Origin of the sequence: Pseudomonas sp. IzPS59 (assembly GCF_014863505.1) — a bacterium.
GTDB classification, from domain to species: domain Bacteria; phylum Pseudomonadota; class Gammaproteobacteria; order Pseudomonadales; family Pseudomonadaceae; genus Aquipseudomonas; species Aquipseudomonas kribbensis.
Window position 1 is genome coordinate 1,378,495 of sequence record NZ_CP062251.1, and the last position, 21,103, is coordinate 1,399,597.

The following is a 21,103-nucleotide window of genomic DNA, read 5'->3' on the forward strand; positions in this document are numbered from 1 at the left end:
TTGTATGGCACAGGGTTTCACGCCTGTGGTGGAAATCTACGGGACCAACGCGGCGCTGCTCAACCAGCGCCTGATCAGTTGGGAGCACGTCGATGCTGCCGGTACCGAGTCTGATCAACTGACGCTGACGGTCGATCTGGAAGGGCTTGAAGGACTGCCTAATCTCGGTGGCAGAATCGGTCTTCGGGTCGGCTATCGCGAATCGAAAATTGTCGACAAGGGCCTGTTCAAAGTGACGCGCCTGACACCGACCCTGTTCCCGTTTCGCCTGACGCTGGTTGCCACGGCCGCGCCGTTCAGCGCCGCCGACGAGACCGGCTTCAAACAGCGGCGTACGGCCAGTCATGGCCCGACCACCCTGGGCGCGCTGTTTGGTGAACTGGTTTCGCCTCATGGATTTTCTCCACGGGTGGCGTCCGATCTGGCGCTGATCAGGATCGATCACATCGACCAGTCCAACGAAACCGACATGGGTTTCCTGACGCGCCTGGCGAAGAAGTACAAGGTGATCGCCAAACCGGTGGGCGAGCTGTATGTGCTGGCGCGCCCCGGTCAGACCAAATCGCTGTCGGGCAAGGCTTTGGCGGACGTGCGTCTGTCGGTGACCGAGAACAACCGCCCCGGCGATCACGCTTTCATCAGCGCCACCCTCGAAGAAACCGCCCGGGCACAGGCCAAAGGCTGCAGGACCCGGTTCCTGGATAAGGCCATCGGTGTGATGCGTGAGGTGCTGACCGGCGAGGCGCCCTACAAGACCGTGCGTCAGATCTGCCAGAGCGAGGAGGAGGCCAAGGCTATCGGTGAAGGCGAAGTGCGCAAGATGCTGCGGGAAAAGTACAAGGTGAAGATCACCTGCCCGGGCAATCCGCTGCTGTCTGCCGAGGGCCTGCTGTTGCTTGATGAGACCTGGCCGGACTTCCTGCGTGGTCGCTGGTCGATCGAAAAAGTCACCGCCAGCGGCAAGCGCGAAGAAAGTTATCGCTGCGTCATCGAGGCTACCAGCCTCGATCCGAAAGCAGACGCCAAAGACTGATTCACCCCGCCATACGCTCCACTCCTGCGTCACTCTCTAACACTGGAACGCTCCCAATGAAGATCTCCCCGATCCTCACGCAGCTGCGTGCGCAATGCCCAAGCCTTGCCGGCCATATCGCGACAGGTGTCGACCTGGCGCTGCTGCAAGGCAACCCGAATCTGCCGACCCCGTCGGCCCATGTTTTACCCCTGGCCGATCTGGCCAGCGCCAGCACCGCACAGAACTCCGCCAGCCAGCCGATCCGCGACCGCTTCGAAATCATCCTGGTGCTCGACGCCACGGATGCCACAAAAGCGCTGGATCTGTTGCACGACCTGCGCGCCGAAGTGTGGCGTGCGCTGGTGGGGTTCAAGCCCGGTTCGGACTACAGCGCCATCGTTTATGACGGTGGCGAAACGGTCTCGATCAACAGCAGCCGCGCGTTCTACCGGCTGCGCTTTTTTGCCGAGTTCCAGCTGGGCCGCAATCTGCCAAGTCAGCCTGCGGAGAGTTGGCACGAACGCGAACTGGACGGTTTGTCGTCCTTTACCGGGGTCACCGTGCGGGTCGATGCGATCGACCCGGCCGACCCCAACCTGAAACACCCCGGCCCTGACGGGCGCGTGGAAATGACTTTCTCTGGAGACGTAACCCCATGAGCAACCGCATCACCGTAGTGCCGGCCACCGGCCGTGCCGTGCCGGACCCGGAAGCAGGCGACCTGCTGCCACTGGAAGGCCGTGAAGTGCTGGACAGCGCCTGGTGGCGCCGGCGTCTGGCCGACGGCGATATCACCCTCAAAACCGCAACAGCTAAACAAAAGGGAGCCAAATAATGGCGATCGGATTCAGCAACATTCCTGCGGACATTCGTGTACCGCTGTTCTATGCCGAAATGGACAACTCGGCCGCCAATAGCGCGTCCTCGTCCATGCGCCGGCTGATCGTGGCGCAGGTCAACGACAACATCACCCCGAGCGAAGTCGGCAAACTGGTGCTGGTTTCCAGCGTGGCACTGGCCAAGAGCATTGGTGGCCAGGGCTCGATGCTGGCGTCCATGTACGAGACCTTCCGCAAGGCCGACCCGATCGGTGAGATCTGGTGCCTGCCGCTGCACAACGCCACCGGCGCCATCGCCAAAGGTGTGCTGACCCTGACCGGCACCGCGACTCAGGCTGGCGTTCTCAACCTGTACGTCGGCGGCGTCCGCGTCAAGGCCTCCGTGGTCAACGGCGCCACCGCTGCACAGGCGGCCACCGCCCTGGCACAGAAAATCAACGCCACCGCCGATCTGCCGGTGAGCGCTGCGGCTGCCGAAGGCGTCGTCACCCTGAACGCCAAATGGACCGGCGAGAGCGGCAACGACATCAGCCTGCAATTCAATCGCCTGGGCAAGAGCAACGGCGAAGAAACCCCGGCCGGCCTGACCACCGCTGTCACCGCCATGAACGGCGGCGTCGGTGTGCCGGATCAAGTGGCTGCCGTTGCAGCACTGGGTGACGAGCCGTTCGAATTCATCGCGCTGCCATGGTCCGACCTGGCCACCCTCAACACCTGGCAAGCGGTGATGGACGACAGCACCGGTCGCTGGTCCTGGGCCAAGCAACTGTTTGGTCACGTCTACAGCGCCAAGCGCGGCACCGTCGGCACTCTGGTCGCAGCCGGTCAGGCACGCAACGACCAGCACATGACCATTCAGGCGCTGGAGCCGGGCGTTCCGCAACCGGTGTGGGTACAAGCCGCGGCACTGGCTGCACGTACTTCGGTGTTCATCTCGGCCGACGCCAGCCGTCCGACCCAGAGCGGCAGCCTGCCAGGCGTCGATCCGGCTCCGGCCAGCGAGCGCTTCACCCTGACCGAGCGTCAGTCGCTGCTCAACTACGGCATCGCCACCGCGTACTACGAAGGCGGCTACGTGCGCATCCAGCGCTCGATCACCACCTATCAGAAGAACGCTTACGGTCAGGCTGACAACTCGTACCTGGACAGCGAAACCATGCACCAGTCGGCGTTCATCGTGCGTCGTCTGCAAAGCGTGATCACCAGCAAGTACGGTCGCCACAAACTGGCTTCCGACGGCACCCGCTTCGGCGCCGGCCAGCCGATCGTCACCCCGGCGACCATTCGCGGTGAGCTGATCGCCCAGTACGCCAAGCTCGAACTGGAAGGCCACGTGGAAAACGCCGAGCTGTTCGCCGAGCACCTGATCGTCGAGCGCGACGTGCAGGACCCGAGCCGCGTGAATGTGCTGTTCCCGCCTGATTACATCAACGGTCTGCGCGTGTTCGCACTGCTCAACCAGTTCCGTCTGCAGTACGACGACGTCGCCTGATCGGCCCGTTTGAGACTGTGATTTCAGCCCACCTCGCGTGGGCTTTTTATTTGAAGGGAGTAACACCATGGGTCAACTGATTGCAGGCACCTGCTACGTCAAGGTCGACGGCGCACAACTGACCATCAATGGCGGCTGCGAAGCCCCGCTGATGGCCGTCAAACGCGAAACCGTCGTACCTGGCTTCTACAAGGAAACCGACATCGCGCCGTCGTTCAAGGTTACTGCGCTGCACACCGCCGACTTCCCGCTGAAGAAGCTGATCGAAGGCACCGACATCACCGTCACCTGCGAATTCAGCAACGGCAAAGTCTACGTGCTGGCCGGTGCCTACCTGGTCGAAGAGCCAGTCTCCAAAGGCGATGACGCCACCATCGAACTGAAATTCGAAGGCATCAAGGGGACCTGGCAATGAGCGGCGCCGTGAAGCTTCAAGTTGCGATCGAAGCTCACGGCGAGCCCCTGACCGAGCTCTTCCTGCGCCGTCCGACGGTGCAGGAAGTGCGAGCGATCAAGGCGCTGCCGTACAAGATCGACAAGAGCGAAGAGGTCAGCCTCGACATGGACGTGGCGGCCAAATACATCGCCGTGTGCGCCGGCATTCCGCCGTCGTCGGTCAACCAGCTGGACCTGGCTGACCTCAACGCGTTGAGCTGGGCCGTTGCAGGTTTTTTCATGAGTGCGGCGTCGGAGCCATCACCGACCTGATTTCGGTCGCCTATGACCTGGCCTGGTTCTGGAAGGTTGACCCCGAACAGATGATGGCCAGGCCACTGGATGTGCTTCGCGAATCGCTGGAGCACGCGCAACGGATCAATGCGATGCAGCAGGTGCAGTGATGGCCAATACACAGATAAACACGATCCAGCAAAACATTCAGACCACGGCCAACATGCTCGAGGTGACGCAAGGTCTGCAGAAAACGGCGACCGAGATGAAGGGTGTTCGCGCCAAGGTCGCGGGCTTCAAGAAAAGCCTGGAAAGCAGTGGACTCAAGCCGCTGGATCTGTCCGGTTTTGTTTCCGGGGGCGGCTTGCTCAAGCCGTTTCAGGACGGCTTGAAGAAGGCGATCAAGGCCGAAGACGAACTGGCGAACAAGAGCAAGAAACTCAAGGCCCCGGCGCTGGCAAAGGATGCCGTTATACCCAAGCCGTTGCCCAGGCCCGCGACCGCGCAACTTCCCGCACCGGTAAAGGGTGAAACCTCTACCAATCTCGCGAAGTTCAACGTTTCGCTCGACAACATCTCGCTGAAGATCGGCCAGGCGCTGTTACCGGCAGTCAAGGGGCTGGTGACGGCGCTGGTGCCGGTCATGACTACGGTCGGCAAGTTTGTCGCCGAGCATCCTCAAGTGGTTGAAGGGCTGGCAGCGGCAGCAGTGGCGTTCACCGTGGTGACCACGGCCGCTGCCGGACTCAGTGCGGTGCTGACACTGCTGGCCTCGCCGATCGGCTTGTTTGCCGCCGGAGTCGCGCTGGCGGCCGGTCTGATTGTCGCCAACTGGAAACCGCTTTCGGCTTTCTTTGCCAGGCTGTGGCAACAGATCACCCCGGTGGTACTGCCGATGGCGAACTTTTTCAGAACCCTGTTCGACTTCACCCCGCTGGGCATGGTGATCAACAACTGGGGACCGGTCAGCACGTTCTTCGCAGCTCTTTGGAACGTACTCAAGGCAGTGGCTGCGCCGGTAATCGATTTCTATACAACGCTGTTTGCCTACTCACCGCAGGCGCTGATTCTGAAAAACTGGCAACCATTGGTTGGCCTGTTTGCTTCGATCTGGGATTTGCTGCGAGCGGTGTCGGTGCCGATCTCAGCGTTTATTCAAGACGTGGTGGACTCCATCAGTCTGTCGGTGGTGGAACTGTATGCGGTGATTAGCGAGCAGTTGGGCTGGTCGCCGCTGGAAACGATCATCGAGGCCTGGGGATCGGTGACGGTGTGGATTCAGAAGTGGAGTGACAAGTTCTACGACGCGCTGGCGCCGGTCCGGGAGTTTTTCAATGGCGGTCTTGGCACACTCGCTGCCGAGGCGTCGGCCAAGGTCGATGTCCTCACCCGTGCTCAGCTGAAAACCAATGCCGAAGGCAAGGGCGAGTGGGCTCCGGGTTTTTTTGGCTCTGATGCCGACTCCACGCCCGGCGTTTCGGTGCCGGAAGGCGCATTGACGCAGAACTCCAGTTCGTTGACGCAGAATTCCAGCTCGCTGACGCAAACCTCCAACAGCCTGATCCAGCAAAGCGCCGCCAACAACCGCACACAACTCGAAGGCGGCCTGACGGTCCGCTTCGAAAATGCGCCGGCGGGGCTGCGCACCGATCAACCGCAAACCAATCAACCGGGGCTGGCGCTCAGTTCGCGCATCGGCTATCGCTCGCTATCGGCAGGAGGTTCCAATGAACTGGCGTGACCGTTTGTTGCCGGCATCCTTTCGCGGTGTCGGCTTCTGGATCGACCAGGCGAAAACCCCGGTCGGTCGCAAGGGGCAGTTGCACGAATACCCGCAACGCGACCTGCCGTTTTTCGAGGATCTCGGCCAGCAGGCCAAGACCCACGATCTGACGGCGTTCATCATCGGTGCCGATTGCCTGGAGCAGCGCGACAAGCTGCTCCAGGCCCTGGAGCAGGGCAGCGGCGAACTGGTGCATCCGTGGCTGGGACGTTTGCAGGTCAAGGTCGGCGAGTGCGACATGACGCACACCCGTCAGGACGGCGGGATGGTGACATTCACCCTGAAGTTCTACCCCGACCGACCGCTGCCGTTTCCGACGGCGACGGTCAGCACGCAAAAAGTCCTGCTGATCAAGGCCGACGGTTTGCTCGGTTCGGCGGTGGCGCGCTTCGAACAGGCGATGACCCTGATCAAGGCCGCGCGGATCGGCATCACCAATCTGCGCAACAGCCTCACCGGTGTGTACGACGTGATCAAGGAGCAACTCAAACCGCTGATCGCGCAATACAAGCAGATCACCGAACTGGTCAGGGCCGTCAAGGAACTGCCCAAGGAAGTGGCGGCGGAGTTCAAGGGCTTGCTCGGCGATATCAAGGAGCTGAAGGAGTTCGCGAAGGAGGGTTACCGTGGCGTGATTGCCGACGTGTCCCAACAGATCGAAGCCATCCGCAAGGCCGACGCACCGAAAATCACCACCGGCAAGGACACCACCGCTGCGGCGCAGGCCCTGGCCAATCTGGTGCAGGACACCCTGATCGTCAAAGTGGCGCAGTGGGTGGCGTCGATGCCGGTGGCGTCGACGCCGGTGAAACTGTCGTCGACACCTTCGCTGGACCAGCAGTCGAAACAGCCGGTCAGCCGTCAGGAAGTGCCCGTCACGGATGATCTGCAAACGCTGCAAAAAGCGTTGAACGAAGTGCTGCAAATGGCTCAGGACAAGGCCGATCCCGCGCACTACCAGGCCATCGGCGATCTGAAGGAGGCGCTGAATGGGCACTTCAAGGCTGTGGCGTCGTCCGGTGTGCGACTGGTCAGCAAGACTTTCCAGGAAACCTTTCCGGCACTGGTCGTGGCCTACAAGCAGTTTGGCGACGCCACTCGGGTGACCGAGGTCATTCAGCGCAACGGGCTGTCTCACCCGAGCTTCCCACCCAACGAAGTCAAGGTTTCCAGGGAGTGAGCCATGAGCGAGACTGACAACCGCGTCACGCTCACCGTCGGCAACCTGGAATTCGGCGGCTGGAAAAGCGTGGAGATCACCGCGGACCTGGAGCGCCAGTTCCGCACCTTCAAACTCGACATCACCTGGCAATGGCCGGGGCAGACCGTGGATCAGCGGATCAAGGCCGGCGACCCGTGCGAAGTGCGGATCGGCCAGGATCTGGTGCTCACCGGTTATGTCTTCAAGGCCCCGATCAGTTATGACGGGCGGCAGATCAGCCTGAGCATCGAAGGCAGCTCCAAGACCCAGGATCTGGTGGATTGCGCAGCGCGAAACAACCCCGGCCAATGGCAGGATCAGTCGCTGCTGAGCATCGTCCAGGCCCTGGCCATGGAGTACGCGTTGATGGTGGTCAACGAAATTCCCGAGACCGCACGCCTGAGCAAACATACGATTGTGCCGGGTGAAACGGCGTTTCAATCGATCGACCGTTTGCTCTCGCTCTACCGGGTGTTTTCCACCGATGACGCCGAAGGCCGGCTGGTGCTCGCCAGACCCGGCAGCGGCGGCCGCGCCAGCGATGCACTGGAGTTGGGCAAGAACATTCTCTCGGCCAATGCGCCGATGGATTTCAGCCAGGTGTTTTCCGAATACCGGGTGATCGGCCAGCAGAAGGGCAACGACAAGAAGAGCGGGGCGGCGGCCAGCGAAGTGGAATCGACGGCGGCCGACCTGAGTTTCAAACGCCGGCGTACCACGATCATCAACGAAGGCTCGCAACTGACGTTCGAACTGGCCCAGCAACGGGCCCAATGGGAGAGCGCGACGCGCATGGGCCGGGCGCTGACCACGACTTATCAGGTGCAGGGCTGGCGTCAGTCCAATGGCGATCTGTGGCGTCACAACACGCTGGTGCGGGTCAAGGATCCGGTGCTTGGCTTCGATGAAGACATGCTGATTTCCAAGGTGACGTATTCGCTGTCGGCGCAAGGTTCGGTGACCACCCTGCAAGTGGCGCCACCGCATACCTTCGACGCGAATCCGACTCCCCCGAAAAAGACCTGAGCCCGCCACCGCCCTCCAAGGAAAACCCTATGAGCCTACTGACACGCCTGCTGGCGCGCGGCACTGTCGTGCTCGCCAGTTCGGCCTCCAAGCTGCAATCGCTGCAAATGCGCCTTACCGCCGGCGAAGTGAACGACGACATGGAGCACTTCGAACCCTACGGCTTCACCAGCCATCCGCTGGCCGGCGCCGAAGGTGTCGTCACGTTCCTCGGCGGCGACCGTTCCCACGCCATCGCCCTTGTGGTCGCTGACCGCCGTTATCGCCTGCAATCGCTGGCGGCCGGCGAAGTGGCTATCTACACCGACGAAGGCGACAAGATCCACTTCAAGCGCGGGCGGATCATCGATATCGAAACCGCCACGCTGAATATCCGCGCCAGTACGGCGGTGAACTTTGACACGCCGGTGATCAACCAGACCGGCAAGATCGTTTCCAAAGGTGATCAGCTGGCCGGCGGCATCAGCCAGATCAAGCACGTGCATGGCGGCGTGCAGGGTGGCAGCGGCCAGACCGGCGTGCCGGCGGGAGGTCAATGATGCTCTTCAGTCAAAACCTCCACGCCGCGCTGACCCGCTCGGTGCTGATCAGCCTGTTCTCCTGGCGCCGTGCGGCCGACGACGATGCCCTCGACGACGAGGAGCGTTACGGCTGGTGGGGCGACACCTTTCCCACCGTGGCCGACGACCGCATCGGCTCGCGGCTGTGGCTGCTGCGTCGGGTCAAGCTGACCCGGCAGACCCAGATGGACGCCGAGTTCTATGCCCGCGAAGCCCTGCAATGGCTGATCGACGACGGCCACTGCAGCGCCATCGACATCATCAGCGAACGCCTCGACGCCCAGCGCCTGAACCTGCGTACGGTCCTGACCCTGGCCGACGGCGAACGCCTGGACATCAACCCCGATAACAGTTGGCAGGTGATCTATGCCGTTTGAAACCCCTTCGCTGCCGGTGCTGATCAAGCGCACCCAAAGCGACCTGGCCGGCGATTCGCTGCGCCAGTCCGATGCGCAAGTCCTGGCCCGCACTGTCGGTGGTGCCGCTTACGGTCTGTATGGCTACCTTGACTGGATTGCCGAGCAGATCCTGCCCGACACCGCCGACGAATCGACCCTGGAACGCATCGCCGCGCTGCGCCTGAACCAGCCGCGCAAACCGGCGCAAGTCGCCACCGGCAGCGTCAGTTTTACTGCAACCGCGGGCGCGGTACTGGACGTAGATACGCTGCTGCAATCGAGCGATGGCCGTACCTACAAAGTCACCACCGCGCGCACCACCGTCAATGGCAGCAACACCACCACCATTGCGGCGCTGGATGCCGGCAGTCTCGGCAATGCCGACGCCGGACTGGCGCTGACCCCGGTGCAGCCGGTTGTCGGCGTTGTCGGCAACAGCTTTGTGGTGCTGGCGCCGGGACTCAATGGCGGTGTGGCACGGGAAAGCCTGGAGTCGTTGCGCTCGCGAGTGATCCGTTCCTATCGCGTCATTCCCCATGGCGGCTCGGCCAGTGACTACGAAACCTGGGCACTGGAAGTGCCGGGCGTAACCCGCGCCTGGTGCCGTGGCGGTTTTCTCGGGCCGGGCACCGTGGGCGTGTACATCATGCGTGATGACGACCCGCAACCGGTGCCGAATGCCGATCAACTGGCAGAAGTACAGGCCTACATCGAACCGCTGCGCCCGGTGACCGCCGAAGTCCACGTGCGTCCTCCGGTGCAGAAACCGGTGATCTATCAGTTGAAGCTGACACCCGACACCACCGCCGTACGTGCCGCCGTCGAAACCCAGTTGCGCGATCTGCACAACCGCGAAGCCGACCTGGGTGAAGACCTGCTGATCAGCCATATCCGCGAAGCGATCAGCAGTGCGGCGGGTGAAACCGACCACGTCCTTTCGGCCCCTGTGGCGAACGTAGCCGCCGGTGACAGCGAACTGCTGACCTTCGGGGGTTGCGTATGGCTGCCATAAGAACCGCCGCGCAATACCAGGCGCAACTGCGCGCCTTGCTGCCCAGCGGCCCGGCATGGGACCCGGAGCGGGTGCCGGAGCTGGAAGAGGTGCTGCAAGGCGTCGCTGCCGAACTGGCGCGTCTCGATGCCCGCGCCGCCGACCTGCTCAACGAGATGGATCCGGCCGGCGTCAGCGAACTGGTGCCGGACTGGGAGCAGGTGATGAACCTGCCCGATCCGTGCCTCGGCGCCACACCGCTGTTCGACGACCGCCGCCTCGCCGTGCGCCGCCGCTTGCTGGCGGTCGGCAGTCAGGCCGTCGGCTACTACCTGGAAATCGCCAAAAGCCAGGGTTACCCGAACGCCACCATCACCGAATTCGAAGCCCCGCGCATGGGCCGTTCGCGTTTCGGTGCGGCGCATTGGGGCACCTGGGAAGCGCAGTTCATGTGGACGCTCAACACCGGTGGCCGGCTGTTGCTCGGCCGGCGTTTCGGCGCGAGTTACTGGGGCGAACGCTTCGGCGTGAATCCGGGCTCGGCGCTGGAGTGCCTGATTCATCGGGCGGCACCGGCGCACACCAGGGTGCACATCAATTATGACTAGGGAATAACGTAATGGATTATCCGAAGAGTGTGCCCAGCGCCGGTCTGGTGGATGGGAAATTTATCGATGAAAACCCGCTGACCGGGACACCGGGATCGTTGATCCCGGCGAACTGGGGCAACGGTGTCACGCAGGAAATTCTTAACGTGATCACGGCCGGGGACCTGACTCCGGACGAGAAGAAATACGATCAGTTGTTGCAGGCGATTCGCAGCGTTTCGAGCAAGGGCTGGACGCTGGATTCGGCACTGCCGATTGGCTCGTTGCCGTTGCCGACGATCGCCAGTGCAGAGGGTCGACTTTCCGCGACCGGCAGCGCGGCGGCTACCAGTGGCGGCAAGGTCACGGTTCCCCCCGGTGTGCCGGTCAGCCTGGGCCAGGAGGTTGTGGACGGTCAGTTGGGCAGGTCGCGTACTTTCACCACGCAAAGCTGGACCAGTGCAGATCTTTTACCTAACACGGGGTATTTTTTGCGTGCTCAGGTGATCGCCGGTGCACTGACGTTTTATGTGCAGCGTGGTACGCCGACTGACACAGTGCCTGCTTCTCTCAAAGGCACTGCAGATGGGGTGGGAGGCGGCGGGTTTCCGTCTACCAGTCTGGATATGTGCGTTGCCTGGATTCTGACCGGAACCGTTGGAACCTTGCCTTCGGTTCTGACGATCTATAACCGGGCACGGCTCACCTGGAGCCAGACGGTCAATGGGACCGGCGTGATTTATCTGCCTCTGGATCCGCATGCACGAGCGGCACGACTGACGGTCGGCAATCCAACGCCGTCAGCCACGTTGGTAACGAACGTAGGGTTCTCGGAGGTCGGCTGGGTGGGGTCCAGTTACACCTTTCTTTCGCCTGGCACGCAGGCGATCTCGGGCAATCCGGCAGGATGGACTGGCAAATATCCAACCGTCATTACCACCAACAATGAGGTAGGGGATGTCACGGTATCGACATTGTCTGCCAGCTTTGATCATTCGCAACTCCGCTCGTTATGGCAGACGTTCCAGTCTCAGCATGGCCTTGGCTCCACGAGCGCATTGAAAGACGAGGCGTTGCATGGCATCGGCATCAAAAATCATCCTGTCACCGATTACACCTCGGGTATCGGGGTCAATTTCAGCAATGCCGTCAATGTTCATATTGTGTGGGAGTTGCTCCGATGAAAGTGATTCAGGACCTTCATCAGTTCGGTGACGAGTTGCGTACGCCACAACCTGCGCCCGACCACGAGTGGGACGGTCAACAGTGGGTGTCGAACCCTTTGAAACTGGCTGCACTCGAACAACAAGAGGCCGAGAGCCTTTGTTCCCGAGTCGATGCTGTCGCCGACAGTGCGCGCAGCGTGTTGGCAGGTGATCCGCTCAAGGCATTGGAGTACGCCCAGGCAGCTATTGACGCTCAGGTCTATCAGGATGCCGGCTACCCGAAAAAGGAAGTACCGCTGTCCGTTGCTGCCTGGGTCGCCAAAGGCCGGTCGGCCAGGCAGGCGACCGAGCAGATCCTCGACAAGGCTGCCCAGCTCAGCGAAAACCTGCTGAACCTGCGAACCGTGCGCCTGAAAGCCAAGACCCAGATCCGTGCGTACGCTAGCAAAAGCCAGATGGATCAGGCTCGCGCTGCCGCCGATGAGGCGCTGCAGGCCATTCGTGAACTGGTGGCGCCTCCAGCCCCGTAATCGCAGTCCGCCTTACCCAAGCCCACTTCATGTGGGCTTTTTATTTTCAGAAACAGAAATGTTTGCGCCGTTGCGAAATTCTTCGCGCCGCCACGTTTCATTTGTCATTACAGAGGAACGAGTACCCATGGATTACCCAAAAAGTGTCCCCAGCATCGGCCTTGTCGATGGCCGCTTCGTCGATGAAAACCCGGTGGCAGGAACGCCGGGCTCGCTGATTCCGGCGGTGTGGGGCAACAGTGTCACCGAAGAGTTGCTGGGGGTGATCAAAGCGGCCGGCATGACGCCGGCCGAAGGCATCAACGATCAACTGCTCTCGGCTCTCAAGAAGCTTCTGAGCCTGGCAAGCCCCATGACCTCGCGGGTGACGGAGGTGTCTGCCTCGAAAGCGTTGATCGCCGATGAGCTTGGGCTCGTGCTGATCAGCGCCAATGCGGCTGATACCACCATTACCTTGCCGGCAGTGAGTGCGCTGGCGGGAGTACGGGATGTGATCGTCCGTCGTACCGACAACAGTGCCAACCGATTGGTGGTTCAGGCCGCCGGTAACGACCGCATAAGGTTTCACACGCATTTGTCCGCCAGCGGTTATCCGTTTCTGGTGCTGGTGGGGGCGGGTGACTGGTGGCATCTGCGCAGCGACGGTTCGGGCAACTGGTGGCCGGTTGGGCGCTTCGATACGACGCCTTTGGGGCGGATTGTGTTCGAAAGTTCGACCAACTTGAACCCCGGTGGTTATGGCGCGTTGAACGGTCGGGAATTCCTGCGCGCCGAATGGCCGTGGTTGTGGGATCACGCCGTTCAATCCGGAATGCTGCGTGCCGAAGCCAGTCGTGCTGGCGGCTGGAGCAGTGGTGACGGCATCAAGACATTCCGCGGGCCGGAGGTTCGGGGCGAATTCATCCGGGTGCTTGATGAACAACGCAACATTGATACCGGGCGAGTGGCCGGCTCCTGGCAAAACGGCACCAACATAACCGGTGATAACGGATACGCGCCGGCCGTTCACGGGATCGGCGACCTTTCGACGGTCGGAACCGATCCGACAACGTTCGCGGGTCTGGTTTATTGGACCGGTGCTACGACGGCGGAAAATCTGGTGAGTGGCTATTGGGGGATGACCCGTCCCAGAAACGTTGCGTACCCCGGTCGATTGAAACTTATTTGAGGTGCATATGGCTTATTACTATGTGAATGAAAGAACACAGGAATTGAACGGCCCGGTCGAGTTGCCGGTCATCCCGGGCATGGGTGTCGTTCTTCCGGGCAACGCTATCGAATTGCCCGAGGTGCTGCCACCGGCCGAGTCGGGTCATGTCTGGGTGTGGCGTGACGGAGCGGCGTTGCAACTGATCGATTTGCGCAACCGACCGGTCTATCGCAAAGACAACGGCAACTTTTTCTACTGGAACGAACTGGGCCCGTTGCCCGAGTACCTGACGCTCAAACCGCGCCCGAGCGAATTTTACGTCTGGGGCACCGATGACTGGGTCCTGGATGTCGCGGCGGAGCGCGCGGGTAAAGTCGCCGAGGCTGACGTCGAGCGTGACAATCGCCTGCGTGAAGTGGTCATTCGTGTCGCACCGCTGCAATACGCCTATGAGTTGGGCGAGGCTTCCAACGAACAGTTGACCGCTCTGCAGGCGTGGAAACGCTACACCGTCAAGCTGGCCCAGATTGAGTTGCAAACGGATTATCCGTTGACCATCGACTGGCCTGTAGCACCGGCCAAAGCGGCTGTTTCGCCTGCTGCCTGACTGAACCTATCCCCTTATCAATCTCGCAGGCGGACGATTGCTGCCGGCATCCGGCTGCCTGTAGAACCTCGGAAGTGCAGACGTGGACTATCCAAAAAGCATCCCCGGCGTCGGCCTGGTCGACGGTGGTTTTATCGATGAAAACCCCGTTGCCGGCACGCCCGGATCGTTGATCCCCGCCGCCTGGGGCAACAGTGTCACGCAAGAAATTCTCAACGCCATCAAGGCGGCCGGGCTGACGCCGGACGAGAGCAAAACCAATCAACTGGCCACGGCCATCGGTGCGCTGGTTGACTTCACCAAACTGAAGAACACCCCGACCACCCTGGCCGGTTACGGCATCACCGATGCGGTCGGGCGACTGCTGGCGGTCAGGCAGATCGAAACCGTCGGGATCACGGTTTACAAGCCAAACCCGCGGGCGAAGCGGATTCGTGTGCGGTTGATCGGGGCGGGTGGTTCGGGTGGCGGCTGCGAACCTGTTCCGGCGGGTACCCAGATCCTCGGCGGTGGCGGCGGGTCCGGCGCGTATGCGGAAAGCCTGTATGACGTCACCGCACAAATGCTCGCCGGCGTACCGGTTTCGTTGGGCGCCGGGGGCGCAGTCAGCAACACCACGGGCCTTGCGGGTGGCGGAGCGTCCTTTGGTAGCTACATGAGTGTTTCGGGCGGCGGTGGCGGGCAGAAACTGGGGATCGTGGTCACAGGCACTTCGTCAGGATTCATTCAGGGCGGGGTAGGTGGGTTGCTGACTGGGGGCAATCTCTGCAGCGCTCGCGGTATCACCGGAGGTTTTGGAATGAGCAACGCCAATTGGGGATTGCTGTCGGGTTGCGGAGCTCCGAGTCCGTTCGACGGCGGCGGCTCTTTCAGCGGGTCAAACACCGTTGGCAATGCAGGTGTTCGAGGCTCGGGCGGCAGTGGCTCCTGCTCGATTCACGCTACTGCGTCAATCGTAAGCGGCGCCGGCGGCAATGCCTTCTGTGAAATCTGGGAGTACGAGTAATGGCCCGTTATGCACGTATTGAAAACGGTGTCGCGGTCGAAGTGATCGACACCGGTGACTACGCGATCGAGCAACTGTTTGCGCCGGCGTTCGTCGCGGCGATGGTGCAGGTGCCCGAAGGTGCTGATGTTGAAATCGGCGCGCCGATGTCTGAGTTGACGCCCGCTGTCGAGCCTCTGCGCGAACCGCCAGGTCCTGAAGTCGCTCAGGCCGCAACGGTTGAGGACAACGAGTCTTTGACGGCTGCGCGCGCCTGGCGCCAATCCGCACTTGCGGCCACCGAATGGCGGGTCACCCGCCATCGCGATGAGCAGGAGCTGGGGCGTGGGACAACGCTCAAGGCCCAGCAATACCTGGAGCTGCTCGAGTACCGCCAGGCATTGCGCGACTGGCCCGATTCCGGCGCATTCCCGTCATCCGTTTCTCGGCCATCAGCGCCGCAGTGGCTGGCCAACCCGATTGGCTGAAGCCGTCACGCTACCCATGTTTTCAGATAAGGAGATAAGCCTTGGACTATCCCAAGAGTGTTCCCAGCGCAGGTCTGGTGAACGGACAGTTTGTCGATGAAGACCCGCTCAAAGGCTCGCCGGGTTCATTGATCCCTGCGAGCTGGGGCAATGGTGTCACGCAGGAAATTCTTGGTGTTGTGCGTGCGGGCGGCCTGACGCCGAGTGAGGCGTCAAATACTCAATTGTTGGGTGCTCTTCGCGGTTCTCAACTGTTCCAGACCGCTGCGCCATTCGATGTCAGTCGTTCGGCGGCGACGTCCGAGTTTGTTCAGCGAGCACTTGGCAACTATGCCAGCGCGCGCGGTGTGTCTGCGGCCACGCAACTGACGGCTGCGGATGTCGGATGTTCAATCGGCCTGGGTGGCAATTCGTCATACACCGTGACCTTGCCGGACATCCTCAGTGTGCCCAACGGCGCGACGATCGGCTTTCACTGTCGCAGCAACGCAGCGATCACCATTGCCTGCATGGGCAGTACGCAGATAAGCCCGCAAGGCGCTTATCTGAGTTCGATTGTGATGAACAGTGGCGAGAGTGCCAACGTTGTCAAAGAGAACGGTATCTGGACGGTACACGGTACGGCCAGTCTGAAATATGCCCCACTGTTTTCCGGCCTGGTGGCCAATCCCGGTTATCAAAAGCACCTCAGTGGGAATATCGATCAGTGGGGCTCAGGTATGTCGAATGCCAGCGGGAATGTCGTGGTGACGTTTCCGATCTCGTTTCCCAGGGGATTCTTTTCGCTCGTGGCCACTCACGCCGGAGGTGATGCAGCGATGCTCGCGTTGATTGCAGTCAACCAACAGGGCTGCACGCTGAGAATCCGTGATGCGGCCGGCAGCCTCGCCGCCAATTGTTCCGTGAGCTATTTTGCAAAGGGCTATTGAATGAACCCCTTCAACGTGTTGTTCAGCGCCAGTACCCGGGGCGCCTATGTACCGGGTATCAACTCGTCGGACATTCCCGACGATGTCATCGAAATTCCTCAGGCCTACTGGACTTCGCTCCTGCAAGAGTTGGCGGTCACTGCGAAGGTGATTGGCGTGCGGGCGGATAACGGTTTTCCGGTGCTGGTCGATCCACCACCGCCGACGGCAGACGAAGCCGCTGACATCGAGCGCCGCTGGCGCACCACACAACTGGCAACCACCGATGGCCTGGTGGCCCGCGACCGCGATGAACTGGAGGATGGCGGCGGCACCACGCTGACCACCGAGCAATATGCCGAACTGCAAGCGTTTCGGCGCGCGCTGCGGGACTGGCCACAGGCTTCGTTTTTCCCGTTCAGCGAGCATCGTCCGGTGACGCCGCGCTGGTTGGCAACGGCACTCTGATGGACCAAGGAGACTGAAATGGATTATCCGAAAAGCGTTCCCGGCATCGGACTGGTGAACGGCAAGTTCGTCAATGAAGACGTCGTCGGCGGGTTGCCGGGATCGCTGATCCCCGCGACCTGGGGCAATGGCATCACCGATGAGCTGCTGAATGTCGTCAAGTCTGCCGGACTCGAACCCAGCGAAAACGATGCGACGCAGTTGTTGCTGGCGATCAGGAAAATCAGCCAGAGCGGTGAAGATAAACACGCAGCGGATATTGGCGCTGCCAACCTTTACATGGCCAATTATGTGCCGGCCATCAGTGCGTTGAAGGACGGGCTGACGCTGCGCTTCACGGCAGGCAATGCCAATACCGGAGCGAGCACTTTTGCGCCGAATGGTCTTCTGCCCAAACCGCTATTGAGTCTGGCGTTGAGTGCGTTGCGACCTGCGGAGATTGTTGGTGGCAGCATGTGTTCGGTGATGTACAGCGCAGCGCGGGACAGCTGGTTGCTGGTATATGCCAGCGGTGGCAACGCAACCAGTGGCCGCTTGTTGAATGTAAAAACCTTCACTGCATCCGGTGTCTATGTACCGACGGCGGGAATGAAAAATGTGCTGGTCAAGGTCGTTGGCGGTGGCGGTGGAAGCGCGGGCGTCAGTCCGGCGACTTCCACTCAGTATGGTGTTTCCGGTGGCGGCGCTTCTGGAAGTTATGCCGAGGCATGGCTGGATGCGAAAACGATCGGCATCAGCCAAGTGATCACCGTAGGGATCTCTGGAGCGGCAGGTGCCATTGCGAGCAGTGGAGCAAGCGGCGGGACAAGTTCCTTCGGCTCGCTGGTCAGTGCTCCTGGAGGTGGTGCGTCGCCCTGGATCGATCTGGTTTCACCGGGGGGTAATGGCCTGTATTTCGGCGGTACACCAGGCGCCGTCGCTTCCGGAGGGAACATCGTCAACTGTGCCGGCACATCCGGTGCGCCGGGCATCTCGGTTGCAGGCCCTACGCTCGCTGGACATGGTGCCAGTTCGCCGCTGGGCGCAGGAGGAACGGGCAACAGTTTCGGCGGCCCGACAAGCGTCGGAACCGGTTACGGTGCTGGCGGCGGCGGAGTTGCCAATGCCCCGAACCAGCCGGGACGATCCGGTTCAGCCGGCGCGCCCGGTGTCGTGATCATTTACGAGTACGCCTGATGAAAACCTACGCACGCATCGTCAACGACACGGTGGTCGAGCTGTTCTCGACCGACGGAAACATGGTCGAGATGTTTCACCCGGATCTGCTCTGGGTCGATATCACCGAGATCACTCCAGCACCACAAATCGACTGGTCGGCGAACTTCGGCACCCTCGGCTGGGTGTTTTCGTCGCAAGAAGACAGTGCCCCTGATGGCGCCCTGAAAACCCTGGCAAAGAAATGGCTGACCGGATTCGGTCTCCAGCCGTGATTCAATCGGCGCAATCCAGGGAGGATCAAGCATTATGCAAATCACTGAAAACAACCTCAGCAACATCATGCCCAACGCCCGCTCCCAAGCGGGCGTTTTTGTTTCACCGCTCAACGACGCCATGGCGCGTCATCGCATCGATACGCCCAAGCGCGTCGCTGCGTTTCTCGCCCAGGTCGGCCATGAATCCGGGCAACTGCGCTACGTGCGCGAACTGGGCAATAACCAGTATCTGAGCAAGTACGACACGGGGACGCTGGCCCTGCGTCTGGGCAATACGCCGGAAGCCGATGGTGATGGACAGAAGTATCGCGGTCGCGGGCTGATCCAGATCACCGGCCGCACCAACTATCGCCAGTGCAGTCTCGGACTGTTTGGCGATGAGCGTCTGTTGTCGTTGCCTGAATTGCTCGAGCAACCGCAGTGGGCGGCGGAATCCGCCGCGTGGTTCTGGGAGCAGAACGGTTTGAACGAACTGGCGGACCGCGATCAGTTCAACACCATCACCCGTCGAATCAACGGCGGGTTGAACGGCTTGCAGGATCGCCTGGATCTCTGGGCGCGGGCGAGGGCGGTGTTATGTCCATCTCCTGGCGTGTAATCGGTATTGCGTTGCTGGCCCTGGGGGCGGCAGCGCTGGCGTGGCAATTCCAGGACTGGCGCTACGGTCGCCAACTGGCCGAGCAGGCCCGACAGCATGCCGAAACCCTCAACCAACTGACTCAGGCTGCTGCCACGGCGCAACAGGCCGAACAGGACAAGCGCCTGGCCATGGAGCAACGGCTCGCGGCCAGTGAACAAACCCACTATCGAGCACTCAGCGATGCCCAACGTGATCAGGATCGCCTGCGCGATCGCCTTGCCACTGCTGATCTGCGCCTGTCAGTCCTCATTGACGCAGGCGACGCTGCCCAAGGCTGCGGTGTGCCAGCCGCCTCCGGCACCGGCGGCGTGGATCATGCAACCGTACGCGCCCGACTTGACCCGGCGCATGCTCAACGAATTATCGCCATCACCGGTGAAGGCGATCGCGGACTGATTGCCCTGCAGGCCTGTCAGGCCTATATCAGAGCGCTGGCGCCTGCACATTTTGAATGAGTCTGTGTATTGAAAGCGCAACCGGCTCGTGTACGGTGGTAGGCATTCCACCCGATCCGGAGAGTGCCGTGAAAGACCTCACCCAACTGGCGGCCGAACTTGGCCGACGCCTGCAGTTGCTCAATGCCCACGTCACCACGGCCGAGTCCTGCACCGGCGGCGGCATCGCTGAAGCGATTACCCGGATCCCGGGGAGCTCCGCCTGGTTCGAGGCCGGTTATGTGACCTACTCCAACAGACAGAAAACCCAGCAACTGAACGTGCCTGCCGAACTGTTCGGGACGGTGGGCGCAGTCAGTCGCGAGGTGGTCGAGGCGATGGTGCGCGGTGCGCAGAAACACAGCCGTGCGCGATTTGCCGTGGCGGTCAGCGGTATCGCCGGGCCGGACGGCGGCTCGCCGAACAAGCCGGTGGGCACGGTGTGGCTGGCGTGGGGTGTCGGCGACGCGGTTTCCAGCGAGGTGCAACACTTCCCTGGCAACCGCGACGACGTCCGCCGACAAACGGTGAAGGCCGCGCTAGAGGGGCTGCTGCGACTAGCGGCACGAGAAATCGAAAATCAGGGGTAGGCGATCCGCGAACGCTGTGGAATAATACTGGCTACTTATACAGGTGTTGGCCGTCAGGCCTTATTGATTACGTGAGGACTTTAATGGACGACAACAAGAAGAAAGCCTTGGCTGCGGCCCTGGGTCAGATCGAACGTCAATTCGGCAAGGGTGCCGTAATGCGTATGGGCGATCAGGACCGTCAGGCGATCCCGGCCATTTCCACCGGCTCTCTGGGTCTGGACATCGCGCTCGGCATCGGCGGTCTGCCAAAAGGCCGTATTGTTGAAATCTACGGTCCTGAATCTTCCGGTAAAACCACACTGACGCTGTCCGTGATCGCCCAGGCCCAGAAGGCCGGCGCGACTTGCGCATTCGTCGACGCCGAACACGCCCTCGATCCTGAGTACGCCGGCAAGCTGGGCGTCAACGTCGACGACCTGCTGGTTTCCCAGCCGGACACCGGCGAGCAGGCCCTGGAAATCACCGACATGCTGGTGCGCTCCAACGCCGTTGACGTGATCATCGTCGACTCCGTGGCGGCACTGGTGCCGAAGGCGGAAATCGAAGGCGAAATGGGTGACATGCACGTGGGCCTGCAAGCCCGTCTGATGTCCCAGGCGCTGCGTAAGATCACCGGTAACATCAAGAACGCCAACTGCCTGGTGATCTTCATCAACCAGATCCGCATGAAGATCGGCGTGATGTTCGGCAGCCCGGAAACCACCACCGGTGGTAACGCGCTGAAGTTCTACGCTTCGGTTCGTCTCGACATCCGCCGTACCGGCGCGGTGAAGGAAGGCGACGAAGTGGTCGGCAGCGAAACCCGCGTCAAGGTCGTGAAGAACAAGGTGGCTTCGCCGTTCCGTCAGGCCGAGTTCCAGATTCTCTACGGCAAGGGTATCTACCTGAACGGCGAGATGATCGACCTGGGCGTGCTGCACGGTTTCGTCGAGAAGTCCGGCGCCTGGTATGCCTACGAAGGCACCAAGATCGGTCAGGGCAAGGCCAACTCGGCCAAGTTCCTGGCAGACAACCCGGAAGTCGCGGCGAAGCTCGAGAAGCAACTGCGTGACAAGCTGCTGTCGCCAGCCGTGATCGCTGACTCCAAGGCTTCTGCGGTCACCGAGACCGAAGACGACCTGGCTGACGCTGACATCTGAT

At 61.4% G+C, this 21,103-nt stretch carries 27 protein-coding genes; all 27 read left to right on the forward strand.

The window, feature by feature from the left end:
* Positions 1–4 precede the first annotated feature (4 nt).
* The 27 genes from IF189_RS06040 to recA all read left to right on the forward strand — a co-directional run bounded on the left by IF189_RS06040 (position 5) and on the right by recA (position 21,102).
* Positions 5–1,033, forward strand: coding sequence for a phage late control D family protein (locus IF189_RS06040; protein ID WP_192552979.1), 1,029 nt, complete (start codon positions 5–7; stop codon positions 1,031–1,033).
* A 56-nt stretch (positions 1,034–1,089) separates the two neighbouring features.
* On the forward strand, positions 1,090–1,674 hold the full coding sequence (locus IF189_RS06045) for a hypothetical protein (RefSeq protein ID WP_102621403.1): 585 nt from the start codon (positions 1,090–1,092) through the stop codon (positions 1,672–1,674).
* Positions 1,671–1,850, forward strand: a complete 180-nt coding sequence (locus tag IF189_RS06050; protein ID WP_085729845.1) for a DUF2635 domain-containing protein — start codon at positions 1,671–1,673, stop codon at positions 1,848–1,850. The genes IF189_RS06045 and IF189_RS06050 overlap by 4 nt, the downstream gene beginning before the upstream one ends.
* Positions 1,850–3,346 (forward strand): phage tail sheath subtilisin-like domain-containing protein, encoded by a 1,497-nt coding sequence (locus IF189_RS06055; protein WP_192552980.1) that lies wholly within the window; start codon positions 1,850–1,852, stop codon positions 3,344–3,346. Before IF189_RS06050 ends, IF189_RS06055 begins: the two co-directional genes overlap by 1 nt.
* Before the next feature lie 67 nt (positions 3,347–3,413).
* Entirely contained in the window at positions 3,414–3,761 is a 348-nt protein-coding gene (locus IF189_RS06060) for a phage tail tube protein (protein ID WP_007908779.1), read from the forward strand.
* Positions 3,758–4,054 (forward strand): phage tail assembly protein, encoded by a 297-nt coding sequence (locus tag IF189_RS06065; protein WP_134825672.1) that lies wholly within the window; start codon positions 3,758–3,760, stop codon positions 4,052–4,054. Before IF189_RS06060 ends, IF189_RS06065 begins: the two co-directional genes overlap by 4 nt.
* A 130-nt stretch (positions 4,055–4,184) precedes the next feature.
* Complete coding sequence (locus tag IF189_RS06070; RefSeq protein WP_192552981.1) at positions 4,185–5,756, forward strand: phage tail protein; 1,572 nt, start codon at positions 4,185–4,187, stop codon at positions 5,754–5,756.
* The gene (locus IF189_RS06075) at positions 5,743–6,978 is read left to right on the forward strand and encodes a DNA circularization protein (protein WP_134825674.1); all 1,236 of its coding nucleotides are present in this window, start codon (positions 5,743–5,745) and stop codon (positions 6,976–6,978) included. The genes IF189_RS06070 and IF189_RS06075 overlap by 14 nt, the downstream gene beginning before the upstream one ends.
* A gap of 3 nt (positions 6,979–6,981) precedes the next feature.
* Entirely contained in the window at positions 6,982–8,025 is a 1,044-nt protein-coding gene (locus IF189_RS06080) for a phage baseplate assembly protein (RefSeq protein WP_134825675.1), read from the forward strand.
* 29 nt (positions 8,026–8,054) lie between these two features.
* Positions 8,055–8,564: a phage baseplate assembly protein V gene (locus tag IF189_RS06085; protein WP_134825676.1), complete on the forward strand. Its 510-nt coding sequence runs from the start codon at positions 8,055–8,057 to the stop codon at positions 8,562–8,564.
* Positions 8,564–8,962 (forward strand): phage GP46 family protein, encoded by a 399-nt coding sequence (locus IF189_RS06090; protein ID WP_096819584.1) that lies wholly within the window; start codon positions 8,564–8,566, stop codon positions 8,960–8,962. Before IF189_RS06085 ends, IF189_RS06090 begins: the two co-directional genes overlap by 1 nt.
* On the forward strand, positions 8,952–9,995 hold the full coding sequence (locus IF189_RS06095) for a baseplate J/gp47 family protein (RefSeq protein ID WP_192552982.1): 1,044 nt from the start codon (positions 8,952–8,954) through the stop codon (positions 9,993–9,995). The genes IF189_RS06090 and IF189_RS06095 overlap by 11 nt, the downstream gene beginning before the upstream one ends.
* Positions 9,983–10,582 (forward strand): YmfQ family protein, encoded by a 600-nt coding sequence (locus IF189_RS06100; RefSeq protein WP_134825678.1) that lies wholly within the window; start codon positions 9,983–9,985, stop codon positions 10,580–10,582. The genes IF189_RS06095 and IF189_RS06100 overlap by 13 nt, the downstream gene beginning before the upstream one ends.
* An 11-nt stretch (positions 10,583–10,593) precedes the next feature.
* Complete coding sequence (locus IF189_RS06105) at positions 10,594–11,745, forward strand: phage tail protein (RefSeq protein ID WP_192552983.1); 1,152 nt, start codon at positions 10,594–10,596, stop codon at positions 11,743–11,745.
* Positions 11,742–12,257, forward strand: a complete 516-nt coding sequence (locus tag IF189_RS06110; RefSeq protein ID WP_134825680.1) for a phage tail protein — start codon at positions 11,742–11,744, stop codon at positions 12,255–12,257. The genes IF189_RS06105 and IF189_RS06110 overlap by 4 nt, the downstream gene beginning before the upstream one ends.
* 127 nt (positions 12,258–12,384) lie before the next feature.
* Positions 12,385–13,425, forward strand: coding sequence for a phage tail protein (locus IF189_RS06115; RefSeq protein WP_134825681.1), 1,041 nt, complete (start codon positions 12,385–12,387; stop codon positions 13,423–13,425).
* A 7-nt stretch (positions 13,426–13,432) separates the two neighbouring features.
* Positions 13,433–14,014, forward strand: coding sequence for a tail fiber assembly protein (locus IF189_RS06120; protein ID WP_134825682.1), 582 nt, complete (start codon positions 13,433–13,435; stop codon positions 14,012–14,014).
* A gap of 82 nt (positions 14,015–14,096) precedes the next feature.
* Positions 14,097–15,020, forward strand: coding sequence for a hypothetical protein (locus tag IF189_RS06125; protein ID WP_134825683.1), 924 nt, complete (start codon positions 14,097–14,099; stop codon positions 15,018–15,020).
* Positions 15,020–15,487, forward strand: coding sequence for a phage tail assembly chaperone (locus IF189_RS06130; protein WP_134825684.1), 468 nt, complete (start codon positions 15,020–15,022; stop codon positions 15,485–15,487). The genes IF189_RS06125 and IF189_RS06130 overlap by 1 nt, the downstream gene beginning before the upstream one ends.
* A gap of 41 nt (positions 15,488–15,528) precedes the next feature.
* The gene (locus IF189_RS06135; RefSeq protein ID WP_134825685.1) at positions 15,529–16,416 is read left to right on the forward strand and encodes a phage tail protein; all 888 of its coding nucleotides are present in this window, start codon (positions 15,529–15,531) and stop codon (positions 16,414–16,416) included.
* Positions 16,417–16,863, forward strand: coding sequence for a hypothetical protein (locus IF189_RS06140; RefSeq protein ID WP_134825686.1), 447 nt, complete (start codon positions 16,417–16,419; stop codon positions 16,861–16,863).
* Positions 16,864–16,881: 18 nt separating this feature from the next.
* Positions 16,882–18,039, forward strand: coding sequence for a hypothetical protein (locus IF189_RS06145; RefSeq protein WP_134825687.1), 1,158 nt, complete (start codon positions 16,882–16,884; stop codon positions 18,037–18,039).
* Positions 18,039–18,293 (forward strand): hypothetical protein, encoded by a 255-nt coding sequence (locus IF189_RS06150; RefSeq protein WP_192552984.1) that lies wholly within the window; start codon positions 18,039–18,041, stop codon positions 18,291–18,293. Before IF189_RS06145 ends, IF189_RS06150 begins: the two co-directional genes overlap by 1 nt.
* A gap of 34 nt (positions 18,294–18,327) precedes the next feature.
* Positions 18,328–18,894, forward strand: a complete 567-nt coding sequence (locus tag IF189_RS06155; protein WP_134825688.1) for a glycoside hydrolase family 19 protein — start codon at positions 18,328–18,330, stop codon at positions 18,892–18,894.
* On the forward strand, positions 18,873–19,391 hold the full coding sequence (locus IF189_RS06160) for a lysis system i-spanin subunit Rz (protein WP_134825689.1): 519 nt from the start codon (positions 18,873–18,875) through the stop codon (positions 19,389–19,391). The genes IF189_RS06155 and IF189_RS06160 overlap by 22 nt, the downstream gene beginning before the upstream one ends.
* Positions 19,392–19,459: 68 nt before the next feature.
* On the forward strand, positions 19,460–19,960 hold the full coding sequence (locus tag IF189_RS06165) for a CinA family protein (RefSeq protein WP_134825690.1): 501 nt from the start codon (positions 19,460–19,462) through the stop codon (positions 19,958–19,960).
* A gap of 83 nt (positions 19,961–20,043) precedes the next feature.
* Positions 20,044–21,102, forward strand: coding sequence for a recombinase RecA (gene recA / locus IF189_RS06170; protein ID WP_085712898.1), 1,059 nt, complete (start codon positions 20,044–20,046; stop codon positions 21,100–21,102).
* Position 21,103: the final 1 nt, after the last annotated feature.